At 73.6% G+C, this 11,405-nt stretch carries 10 protein-coding genes; all 10 read right to left on the bottom strand.

Annotated features, from left to right (window positions below):
- Positions 1-41: 41 nt before the first annotated feature.
- The 10 genes from ACQUQ1_RS11050 to ACQUQ1_RS11005 all read right to left on the bottom strand — a co-directional run bounded on the left by ACQUQ1_RS11050 (position 42) and on the right by ACQUQ1_RS11005 (position 11,396).
- Complete coding sequence (locus ACQUQ1_RS11050) at positions 42-662, bottom strand: histidine phosphatase family protein (RefSeq protein WP_435064353.1); 621 nt, start codon at positions 660-662, stop codon at positions 42-44.
- Between the two features lie 165 nt (positions 663-827).
- Complete coding sequence (gene nirK / locus ACQUQ1_RS11045; protein WP_435064352.1) at positions 828-1,934, bottom strand: copper-containing nitrite reductase; 1,107 nt, start codon at positions 1,932-1,934, stop codon at positions 828-830.
- Between the two features lie 149 nt (positions 1,935-2,083).
- Positions 2,084-3,277, bottom strand: coding sequence for a tellurite resistance/C4-dicarboxylate transporter family protein (locus ACQUQ1_RS11040; protein ID WP_435064351.1), 1,194 nt, complete (start codon positions 3,275-3,277; stop codon positions 2,084-2,086).
- Between the two features lie 114 nt (positions 3,278-3,391).
- Positions 3,392-5,686, bottom strand: coding sequence for a nitric-oxide reductase large subunit (locus ACQUQ1_RS11035; RefSeq protein WP_435064350.1), 2,295 nt, complete (start codon positions 5,684-5,686; stop codon positions 3,392-3,394).
- Positions 5,687-5,817: 131 nt separating this feature from the next.
- Positions 5,818-6,333, bottom strand: a complete 516-nt coding sequence (locus ACQUQ1_RS11030) for a molybdopterin-dependent oxidoreductase (RefSeq protein WP_435064349.1) — start codon at positions 6,331-6,333, stop codon at positions 5,818-5,820.
- Positions 6,330-7,916: a P-loop NTPase gene (locus ACQUQ1_RS11025; RefSeq protein ID WP_435064348.1), complete on the bottom strand. Its 1,587-nt coding sequence runs from the start codon at positions 7,914-7,916 to the stop codon at positions 6,330-6,332. Before ACQUQ1_RS11025 ends, ACQUQ1_RS11030 begins: the two co-directional genes overlap by 4 nt.
- Positions 7,916-8,602: a hypothetical protein gene (locus ACQUQ1_RS11020; RefSeq protein ID WP_435064347.1), complete on the bottom strand. Its 687-nt coding sequence runs from the start codon at positions 8,600-8,602 to the stop codon at positions 7,916-7,918. The genes ACQUQ1_RS11025 and ACQUQ1_RS11020 overlap by 1 nt, the downstream gene beginning before the upstream one ends.
- 10 nt (positions 8,603-8,612) lie before the next feature.
- Complete coding sequence (locus ACQUQ1_RS11015; RefSeq protein WP_435064346.1) at positions 8,613-9,554, bottom strand: HEAT repeat domain-containing protein; 942 nt, start codon at positions 9,552-9,554, stop codon at positions 8,613-8,615.
- Positions 9,555-9,579: 25 nt separating this feature from the next.
- Positions 9,580-10,650, bottom strand: a complete 1,071-nt coding sequence (locus ACQUQ1_RS11010) for an ethylbenzene dehydrogenase-related protein (protein ID WP_435064345.1) — start codon at positions 10,648-10,650, stop codon at positions 9,580-9,582.
- Complete coding sequence (locus ACQUQ1_RS11005; protein WP_435064344.1) at positions 10,647-11,396, bottom strand: TorD/DmsD family molecular chaperone; 750 nt, start codon at positions 11,394-11,396, stop codon at positions 10,647-10,649. The genes ACQUQ1_RS11010 and ACQUQ1_RS11005 overlap by 4 nt, the downstream gene beginning before the upstream one ends.
- Positions 11,397-11,405 lie beyond the last annotated feature (9 nt).

Below are 11,405 nucleotides of genomic sequence, written 5' to 3'. Positions count from 1 at the left end.
TCGGGCGCGGCGGCGCGTCGTCCGCGACCGGCGCGGACGCGCTACTCGTCGAGGTGTGCGGTGTCCCCGGAGAAGTCCAGCCGCCAGCCGTCGTCGCCCCTGCTGAGACGCGTGAGCCCGCACAGGGGGGCGTCGGCTCCGTCTGCGGAGCCGGCGAGCCCGTCCACCACGCCCCCGATAGTGAGGCCGTGACCGACGAGCAGCAGCGGCCCCTCCGTCGCCCCGACCAGTCGCCGGGCGGTCTCGCCGACGCGCGCGAGCGCCTCGGGGTGGCGCTCCGGGAACGACGGCGTCGCCAACGGCTCGTGTCCGGGGTCGATCCGGGGGAACCGGTCGGCGAGTTCCCCGACCGGGAGCGTCTCGGGCTCGGCGTCGAACCACTCGGCGTTGCGGTGCTCGCCGAGTCCCGGCTCCAGCCGGAAGCGGCGGTCGAGTTCGTCGCAGATCTCCGCGGCCGTCTCGACGGTCCGGAGGAACGGCGACGCGTACACGGCGTCGAACCCGACGTCGGCGTCGGCCAAGCGGCGGCCGACCCGCCATGCCGCCCAGCGCCCGAGTTCGGTCAGCGGCGGGTCGTGGGGCCGCTCGGCGGTCGACTCCCACTCCGGGTCGACGCTGTCGCGCCGCTCGCCGTGTCGAACGGCCCAGACGACGTCTGCCATGCCCCGGTGTTCGATCCGGGACGGGGTATCGGTTGGGGTCGGTCCGCCGCCCGGCGGGGATGGGCGGCGAGCCGGCGGAACCGGTCACGCCGTCGGAGGTAGACACTTCACGAACTTCGCCACCCCGCGGTGGCGAATATCGTCACGGAGGGACGTCTGACGGCGTCAGTAGACCGGCCCCTCCTCGTCCTTCCCGGCGGCGGTGTCCGGCGACGGGTCGAACACGCCGGGCTTCTCCTCGCCCTCGACGCTGATCACGCCCATCATCCCCTTGCGGGCGACGCGCGAGAGGGCGTGGTCGACGAGCTTGACGTGCTCGGGCACGGGGAGGTCGAGCGTGCCGACCATGCAGCTGCCCGGCGGGACGTTCACCGTCTGGAGGTAGCGCTCGGGGCGACCGGCGAGGCCGCCGTCGCGGTACGCCTCCGTCCAGACGTTGCCGATCGGGTGGAAGTTGCTGTTGAGGTTCGGCCCGCCGTCGACCATGAACACGCGGACGGTCTCGCCGGTCTCCGCCGAGACGGCGCCGAAGTTGTCGGGCGTGATGGCGTACTTCTGCCCGTTGAGCAGGACGTACGTCGGCTCCTCGGCCTTCATCGCCTCCATGTCGAAGCTGTGTCGGCCCTGCTCGCCGGCGGGCTTGTCCGTGTACACCTCGTGCTGGCCGAAGTAGAACTCCCGGTCCACCTCGGGCAGCCCGTCCTTCGGCTCGACGAGGATCATCCCGAACATCCCCGACGAGATGTGGTAATCCAGGTTCGGGACGGCACAGTGGTAGATGAACGCGCCCGGGTAGCGCGCCTCGAAGCGCATGCCGTTCTCCTTCCCCGGCGCCGCGGTCGTGGCGACGTTGCCGCCGCCCGTCCCGTACACGGCGTGGAAGTCGACGTTGTGCGGCATCGCGTTCTCGGGCGCGTTCTTCAGGGTGAACTCGACGGTGTCCCCCTGGCGGACGCGGACCATCGGGCCGGGGATCTGCCCCTCGAAGGTCATGTAGTCGAAGACGACGCCGTCCTCGATCTCCGCGCGGACCTCCTTCGCCGTCAGGTCGACCCGCACCGTCTTCGACGTGTCCCGGTCGATCGGATCGGGGATGTCGGTCGGGTCTGCGGCGACGCGGCTGGCCGTCGGCTTACCGGCGCTTCGTTCGCTCGTCCGCCGCGCGGTCTCGGTCTCGGCGTCGGTCGGGGCGTTCGCCGAACAGCCTGCGAGGGCGGCGCCGCCGGCTCCCGCGCCCATCGCCTTCAGCGTCGTCCGTCGAGTAGTGGGCATCCGTGGTCACCTCGCGTTCGGTGATCGGGACGGAACGCCCATCAACCGGGTCCGTGGTTCTCACCGACGGGAAACCGTTGCCAGCACGAGGGGACGTCGCCGAACGGGTTCGGCCGGCGGTGGATAAACGGTCCCCCGGCCGCCCCCCGCTACGCCGACTCCGAACGACCCGTGGCGGCGAACCGCCCGGCGAGGAGCACCCGGAACAGCGCCCGGATCGACCCGACGAGCGTGAGCGCCCACACGAACAGCGCGAACCAGCCCCAGTAGGCGGGGACGACAGCGAGCAGGCTGAACGTCCCGATTCCCGCGAGGTTCACCGTGCAGGCGGTGTACATCCCCATCGGGAACACCCGGCCCCACGCGGTCGGCGCGTACGAGTGCAGCCGACGGCCGAAGGCCAGCCGGGACCAGGGAACGAGCAGTACCCACGCCGGCGGCCTCCCCTCGGTCCCGCCGGACAGGAACGCCCACACGTCGAGCGCGAGCAGCAGCGGGACCCACCACGAGGCGATCGCCCACGCGAGGAAGGTGACTCCGAGTATCACCGGCGCGTACGGTTCCCAGACGGAAACCGCCTCCAGCCGCGGGCCGAGCGTCGCCCCCGCCAGCGTCGTGATCGCCGCCGCACCCATCGTGATCCAGTAGGGCCCCGTCCAGTCCTCGGGACGCACCGCGCCCTCGAGGAGCCGGTACGTCACGATCGTCACGACGACGAAGTAGAGGACGTACCCCGCGCCGAAGTAGCTCATGCTCAACAGGACGGCCTCGTGGGTATACCCGCCGACGGCTGCCGAGAGCTCCCCGCCGAGGATCGCGAGCGACTGCATGCAGACGATCACCAGCAGGAAGGCCCCGTCGATGCGTTCGCTGACCGCCGGCTTGGCGGCGCCGACGAACTCCGTTCCGAACAGATAGTACAACAGCAGCGGGGTCGCGACGACCATCGCGATCCACAGCGCCGCCGCCGTCCGTGCCGCGTCGAGGAACGTCAGCAGCTGCACGCCGACCGTGTTCGTCCCGACGACGAACGTCAGCGCGCCCCAGTGACGGTCCCTGTCGCGGAGGTCCGCGAGGACCCGCCCGGGAAAGAGGCCGACGCGGGCCGCGAGGACGCCGACGAGCAGGGCGTAGCAGGCGACGTTGAGCAGCGCCAGCGGCCACGCGACCGCGTCGATCCCGAGCTCGCGGAACGCGATCGAGACGATCCCGGTGGACATGACGAGCCCGAAGTAGGCGTGGTCGAACGTCTCGATCCCGTCCACGACGCCGGCCGGAGACGGCTCTCCCTCTGCGGCGGCGTCCCCGGCGTCCCGCTCCGACGCGCGTTCGTTCGGGTCCATGCGGCGGTCCTCCGTGGGAGACACCGGCCGCAACGGGACGGTGTAACGAAAAAGGCGCGGCATTCAGCCGCGACCGCTCGCCGCCGAGACGGGCGGGGGAGGCCGCCCCCGCCCTCAGTCGTCGTCCTCGAGGAACGCCCGAACGGGACCGGCGGTGGGCACCCGGTCGGGGTCGTCGACGACGCGGCGGGCGGTCAGCTTCGCGGCCACGTCGTAGGCGAACAGCGCCGTCCCGGCGATGATCATCGTGTCGCCCGGCAGGCGCGCCCAGAACAGCGCCTGGACGAGCGGCCGCTCGTAGAACGCCAGCGACCGGGCGGCGTCGTAACCGGCGGTGAACGACGCCTCCAGCTGCAGGAAGCCGACCGGGAGGACGGAGACGAACACCATCAGCGCGAGGCCGACGTTCCACAGCCAGAACGCCCACCGGAGGCGCCGGCCCGTCCAGTTCGCGACGGTGAACCGGAGGACGTACGTGGCCATGCCGATGGCGAGGAACCCGAACGCCCCGAACATGGCGGCGTGGGCGTGCCCCACCGTGAGGTAGGTGCCGTGCTCGTAGTAGTTGATCAGTGGGAGGTTGATGAAGAACCCGAGCACGCCGGCCCCGACGAAGTTCCACACGCCCGAGGCGATGATGAACATGAACGGGAGCGTGTAGGGGAACGACTCGCTGCTCGCCGCGAGGGCGCGGTACTCGTTGATCGCCTCGAAGAGGATGAACACCAGCGGGATCAGCTCCAGCGTGGAGAACACGCTCCCGATGGGCACCCAGAGGTCGGGCATGCCGATCCACCAGTAGTGGTGGCTCACCCCGATGACGCCCGTGCCCATCACGAGCAGCGCCTCCAGCATGACCGCCTTCTCGGCCGAGCGCCGCCGGAGGAGGTTCATCGACACCAGCGTCATCGCGACGACGGCGACGATGAAGAACTCGAAGGCGCCCTCGACCCACATGTGGACGACCCACCAGCGCCAGAACTCCGTGACCGCGATGTTCGTCGTCGGGGTGAACAGGAACCCGGCGCAGAACAGCAGGGCGATGGAGCCGCCGGCGTAGAGGATCATGTGCGCGAGGCCGTACGGCGTCTCGCGATCCAGCAGGGGCTTCAGCCCGCGCGCCGCGAGCGCGGCCCACGCGAGGAACCCGACGAGCAGGCCGGCCTGCCAGAACTTCCCCACTTCGAGGTACTCCAGCCCCTCGTTACCGAGGATCCACCAGAGCTGGCCGTCGATGTAGCCGTGCGCGCCGAGCCAGATGCCCGAGAGGCCGCCGACGGCGACGACCACGAGCGCGCCGAGCAGGCCCCTGACGTACCGGGCCTGGTTGCGCGGCTCGTAGCCGGTGAGCAGCGGCGGGAGGAACAGCCCCGCCCCGAGCCAGAGGGTGGCGATCCAGAGGATCCCCAGGTCGATGTGCCACGTCTTCGCCATCGCGAACGGGAGCACCTGGAGGACGTCGACGCCGAGTACGGGCAGCGTCTCCAGCCCGAAGAACGCGTGCCGCTCGACGTAGTAGTGGGCGAGCAGTCCCCCGAGCAGCGTCTGCGCGAGGAACAACAGCGCCGCGACGGGGACGAACCACAGCGCGGCCGACTGGCTCGGGAGGAGGTCGATGTCGTCGGGATGCGGCACGTCGACGCCCTCGGTCGACGGTTCGGGGAGGTCGATCGACGTGTACAGCCAGACGCCGACGCCGGCGCCGGCGACGAGCAACACCATGGCGACCACGCTCCAGGTCATCGCAGACGCGCCGGGCGTGTTCCCGGCGGCCGGCGCGGGCGGCCAGTCGTTCGTGTAGCTGTGGTCGGCGCCCGGGCGGTCGGTGTGGGAGAACCACGCGGTCCACAGCGCGAAGTCGGCGAACCGCCGCGCCTCCTCCTCGGAGTCGATCATGTTCGCGGGGACGCCCCGTGCGTCCGAGCCCTCGTGGTAGCGCTCGACGTACTCCTCGCGGACCTGCTCGTGGGCGTACGCCTCGGCGGCGGAGTACTCGATGACGCCGTCGCCGGGCGTGCCGTCCGAGAGGTCGGACTTCACCAGCGAGTCGACGGCGGCCTGCTTCTCGGCGGGAAGGTCGCCGTAGGCGTCGCCGTAGCGCTCCTCGGCGTAGTACGCGCGCATGTACTGCACTTTCAGGTCCAGCGCGTCGGCGGTGTAGTCGGGGCCGAAGTACGCCCCGTTGCCGAGGATCGAGCCGTGGTTCATCAGCCCGTTCCGCTGGAAGACCGCCTTGCCGGCCTGCACGTCGTCGCCGGTCGCGATGGTCTCGCCGTCGGGACCGACGATCCGCTCGGGCATTGGCGGCGCCTTCTCGTACGCCAGCGCCGCGCCGGCGCCCATCACGACGAGGTTGACCACGAAGGCGGCGACGAGCGCCTTCGCCAGCGTCCGTCTCGTGACTCTCATGCGGGCGGAAGTACTCCCGTGAAGGGTTTCAGTCCGTCCGGCGTTCCGCGGGGGCGGGGATTGACACGAACATGTTCACGGGGAGCGGACCCACCGAGACCCACAGACCGGGGAGACGGCTTCGAATCCGCTCAATACCCCAGATCCTCGTAGTCCTCGGGGTCCTCACCCGGGTCGAGCCGCAGGAGTTCGAGGTCCCGCACGGCCTTCACGGTCTTCCCGGCGTCGACGCGCGCGAGGAACCGCGGGCCGCGGTCCGGGGGCAACGGGCCCCCGTCGCGCTCGACGGCGAGGTGGGCGTCCAGCGCCGTCGTCACGGGGACGCAGACGGCGTACTCGCCGGCGGCGGCGACGCGGAGGTGAGTGGCGTCGCCGTCGAGGTCGACGCCCGCGGCCGCCAGCACCGCGGCGAGGGGGACGCCCCGCCAGACGCCGCCCCAGCGCTCGCCGCTGGCACACAGGTACTCGCGTTCGACCCGCTCGCGGTCCATCGCGAGCAGGCGGCGGCCCTCGACGGTCGCCCGCTCGTCGCCGTCGCGGACGGTCACGCCGGGCGGGTCGTCGGGCACGTGCTGAGCGTCGCCGGCGTCGGGAGCGGAGTCGCCGTCGGCGGACGCGACCGGGCCCCCCGCGTCGGGCGCGCTCACGGTCCGGTCACCTCGGTGCGGTCGGCCTCCCGGTCGTCCGGCGTCGTCCCGTCACCGTTCGCCGCAGTCGGATCGGCGTCGGGGTCGGTCGCCGACGGGGGGCGCTCGACCGTCAGCGACCAGCGGTCGGCGTCGTGGCGGCGCACCCGCGGGTCGAGCCGCTCGACCGCGCAGTCGAACCCGTCGGCGATGGGTCCGAGAAGCGGATCCGGCGGCGCGGCGTCGACCACCGACAGCGGCTCCCCTGGCGCGGTGTCGGCCGCCTCGGCGCGAACGTGTTCGCGGCGCGGCCGCCCGGGCATCCCGCGTACGTCCACGGCCGCCTCCGGGACGGGGGCGTCGTCGCCGAGGGCGAGGCGGTCGCGGACGGCCCCCGCCAGGTCCCGGGCCGGGTCCGGAACGTCTCCCCTCCCCGTCGCGTCCGTACCGCCGTCGCCGTCGGCGTCGACGGCGAGCCGTCCCCGGAGCGACGCATCGAACGGGAGGCTCGCGAGGACCGGGGCGTCGAGGCGCTCGGCGGGGTCGGCGTCCGCGTCGAACAGGTCGTGAGTGTCGCCGCAGGACGGGCACGTGAACCCGTCCATGTTGCGGACGACGCCCAGCGTCGGCACCCCGTTCTCGTCGAGCAGGTCGCGGAAGCGCGCGGTGTCCGAGAGGGCCGTCGCCGCCGGCGTCGTCACCAGCACCGTCCCGTCGACGGGCACCGACTGGGTGACCGTGAGGGGGACGTCGCCGGTGCCCGGCGGGACGTCGAGCACGAGCACGTCGAGGGTGCCGGCGGCGGCGCCGTTTTCGCCGGCCTCGCCGTCCCCCACGGTGTGGCCCCACGCGGTGTCGAACAGCAGTTCCGAGAGCGCCTCGTGGGCCATCGAGCCGCGCCAGGCGACGGGGCCGCCGTCCGCGAGCAGGCCGACGCTCATCGTCTCGACCCCCGCGCGCCCGACGGGCGCGGCGGCGCCGTCGTCGGTCGCCCGCACCGGACCCTCGACGTCGAGCAGTTCGGGGACGTTCGGCCCGTAGACGTCGGCGTCGAACAGCCCGACGTCGAGGCCGGCGGCCGCCAGCCCGCGCGCGAGCGCGACCGAGACGGTCGTCTTGCCGACGCCGCCCTTCGCGCTGGCGACGGCGACGACGTGGTCGACGCCGTCGAGCGTCCGGTCGGCCGCGGGGGCGGGATGTTCGTGTCCCTCGTCGTGTCCTTCGCGGCCGTGGCCGTCGTGGCTGTCGCGGTCGTGTGCACCCGCGTCGTCGGGGTCGTCGTCGCCCGGTCCCGTCTCCTCGACCCGGACCTCCTCGACGCCCGCCACCCCAAAGACGGCGCCCCGGAGCCGTTCGACCAGGGCGTCGGCGGCCGCGGGGTCGAGGTCCCCGCTCGTCCGGCTCGGACCGAGGGACACGGCGAGCGTGACCGTCCCGTCGTCGGCGCGGACGTCGCTGACGACGCCCGCGGTGAACGGGTCGTCGCCGACGCGGTCCGGGAGCGACACGTCCGCGAGGGCGTCGGCCGCCCCCTCGACGAGGGCGACGTCGCCGGGGTCGGCGGTGTCGCCGGCGCCGTCGGCCGTGCCCGGATCGCCGGCCATCACCACACCTCCCCGGTTTCCCGGTCCTCGGGGTCGTCGGTGTCCATCAGCGTGCCGCCGTAGGGTCGGAAGCCGAGGCCGTAGCGCTCGGCGACCGCCTCGACGAGGTCCTCGCGCTCGGCGATGGTCTCCGTCTCGTATCCGTACCCCTCGACGGCCGCGACGAGGCCGTCGTCGTCGATCCGTCCGGCGGCGTGGGCGTCGGCGATCCCCGAGCGGAAGGTGTCGGCGTTTCGCCGCAGGCGCATCGCCTCCTCGAACGTCTCCTCGACGGCGTCGGTCGCCTCCTCGCGGTCGAGCGGCACGCCGTCGAGCAGGTCGACCGCGCGGGCGTCGTAGCCGTCGGCCGCGGCCAGCACCTCGACGACGCGCTCGCGCATCGACAGCTCGCGCCAGTCGTCGCGGGCGCCCGCGGGGACGAACTCCTCGACGACCTCCTCCCAGGTCACGTCGCGCTCGGGGTCCTCGAACGCCTCGGCGACGAACGCCGCGACGTGTTCGTCCGGGACCTCGATCCCCAGCCGTTCGCCCGCCCCGGGCGCCGCGTCGCCGGCGGCGGCACCGGCCTCGCTCCCGGACTCGTCCGTGGACTCACGATCGGCCGACTGGCCGCGTCCCTCCGGCGCGTCCTCGCGTCTCTCTTCGCCCGATCCGCCGCCGGTCGCGTCGAGTCGGTAGTCGCTCATGTTGTGGGATTCACCTCCGGTTCCCGCCGTCGTGGCGGTCGTCCGATCGCGTCGGGGGGCCGGTCGGCGCGCCGCCGAGGCCGCCCGACGGTTCGGGCGGGTCGCGCGAGGAGTCGGTCGGCGGGCCGCCCGGGGCGCCGACGCCCCCGGGGCGTCCGCCGGGCGTCTCCTCCGTCCGGTCCGGACCGCCGCCGGGCGCGGACGACGGGACCTCGACCTCCTCCGGGTCCTCCCCGCGGGCCGTCGCCAGCGCGCGTCTGGCGGCCCGGACCACGTCCTCGCTGCGGTCGGTGACGCCCTGCGACTCCAGCGCCTCCACGGCTCGGTCGGTTCCCAGTTCGCCCAGCGCGGTCGCCGCGCCCGCCCGGACGAACGCCTCGGGGTCGCGCGCGAGCACCGCCGCCAGGACGGTCACCGTCTCGGTCTCCTCGCCGGGGAACGTCGCGAGGTACTTCGCGGCGTACTCGCGCACGCCGGCGTGGGGGTCCTCCTTCAGCCGCTCGCGCAACGTCTCCGCGTCCGCGGCGCCGGTCTTCGCGAGCGCGACGACGGCGTTGCGGCGGACGAAGCCCGAGTCGTCCGCGAGCGCCGCCCGCAGGCGCTCGCCGGCCGCCTCCGGCGCCGCCCGCGCCAGCGCGACCACCGCCTCGGCGCGGACCCACTCGTTCGCGTCGTCGAGGGCGGGCGCGACCGCGGCCGCGTCCGCGCCGGCGACGCCGAGCGCCTCGACGGCGAACTGCCGCACGTCCGGGTCGTCGTCGCGCTCGGCGCGCTCGGCGAGCCGCGACACCGTCTCCCCGGCGAGGCCGTCCGCGGCCGCGTCGACCAGCCCCAGCGCGGCGTCGCGCCTGGTCGCGGCCTCCGGGGCGCGCAGGCCCGCCCGGAGCGACTGCTCGTCCTCGGCGGGCGCCCGCTCCCGGGCGCTCCAGTTCGCGTAGTCGTCGGTGTGCATGTGTTGTGTGGTGTAGTGTGGTGTGTCAGGACCGCCGTCTGATCGAGCGGTACGCGACGAGGTACGTGACGACGACGACGGCGAGCGTCCCGACCACGCCGTTGCCGAAGCTCCGGGTCACCCAGAGCCCGTCGTCGTCGCCGCTCGCCGTTCCCTCGCCGGTGCCGGCGGCGTCGCCGCCGCCGGAGCCGGAGCCGCCGGCGCCGCCGGAGGAGTCGGACGGCACCGACAGCTCGTCGCCGCGGAGCCGGCTGAACCGGAGCGTGATCGACTTCTTCCCGTTCACCTCGTCGGCGCTGCCGTTCCAGACGGCGAACGCGAGGTGGACCGGCTCGCCGCCCGAGAGGCCGGCGTCGTAGGTGCCGTTCGTCGTCCGCTCGCGGACGAACACCACCTGCCAGCCGCCGTCGACCCGGCGGCCGGAGGCGTGCACCGGCTGGGTCGGCGCGTAGCTCAGCGAGCCGTACCCCTTCGCGTAGTAGTTCTGCCCGTAGTCGGCGTACTGCTCCTTCGAGAGGGGGTTGCCGGCCGCGAGCCCGGGCTTGGTCTCGGCGTCCGGGTGCGGGTACACGTACATGTCGCCGCCGACGGGGTCGTCGCCGTGCTGCCAGCTCGCCCGCCAGTACCAGATGTTCACGGGCGCGTCGCCCCCGCCCATCATGATCGGCGGCTGCTCGCCGCGCCGCAGCATGATCGCCGCCGCGTCGCTGTAGGCGCCGGGCTCGGAGATGTTCGTGTCGGCCGTCGGGTCCGCCCACGTCAGCCGGAAGGCCACGTGCGTGTCGTTGGCGGCCGTCTCGACGGTCAGCTCCCCGACGCTCCCGCCCCCGTAGGGAACCGCCATCTGCTGGGGGTTGAGCTGGACCGTCCGGTCGGTTGCGTTCTCCCACGCGAGCGCGTCGGGCTGTTCGGGCACGTCCTCGACGGCCGCGACGGGCTGGCTGCCGCTCGTCACGGCGGCGCCGACGGCCGCCTGCGCCGACACGAGGAGCGCGAGGACGACGGCCGTCACCGCGGTCGCGCCGACCGCCGCGGAGGTGTCGACGCGGTCGGACACGGCCCGTTTCGCGGCGGCGACGCCGGCTCCGACGCTCACGCCGGCTCACCCCCATTCGCGGCGTCGGCCTCGGGCGGGTCGGGATGGCGCGCCCGGTCCCGCTCGACCAGCTCGCCCGCCAGGTCCGCGGCGGCGACGTACACGTCGGCGGCCGCCCGGGACACGTCCCCCTCCTCGACGGCGGCGCCGAGGTCGTGGGCGAGGCCGGGTAGGAAGTCCGCCAGGTGCGTCTCCAGCACGGTCGCCTCCGCCAGTTCGAGCGAGCGCGCCTCCCCGCCGGCGTCGGGGTCCGCCTCGGCGACGGCCCGGCGCGCCGCGAGCACCTGCATGACCTCCAGCTCGACGGCGACGTGGTCGTGGCGCTCGTGGAAGCCGTCGGCGCGGTCGAGGTCGAACGCCTCCAGCAGCCCGGAGACGGTCGCGATCCGGCGCTGCTTGGCGCTCAAGTCGTCGCGGACGGTGTAGGCCGCCTCGTACGGGACGACCGGGTACTCGCCGTCGTCGCCCGGCAGGCCGAACAGCGCGTCGTACCCGTCGGCGAGGGTCTCGGCGTCCAGTTCGGGGTCCGTCAGCGCGGCCGCGAGGTCCGCGGCCGCGTCGCCGACGCCGAGCCGCTCGGCCGCCTCCCGCAGGCTCTCGACGGCGTCCGCGGCGGTGAGTTCGGCGAAGCGATCCGTCTCGGGGTAGCAGAACGCCCCCGCGACGACGGCGTACAGCGCCGCGCGAGCGCCGTGGCGTCGCTTGACTGCCTCGAACTCCTCGGGCGTGGTGGGTGTGTCCGTCATGGCGGTCAC

This window comes from Halobaculum sp. EA56 (assembly GCF_051195075.1).
In the GTDB taxonomy this organism is placed as follows: domain Archaea; phylum Halobacteriota; class Halobacteria; order Halobacteriales; family Haloferacaceae; genus Halobaculum.
This window is presented reverse-complemented; position numbering and strand designations above follow the sequence as displayed.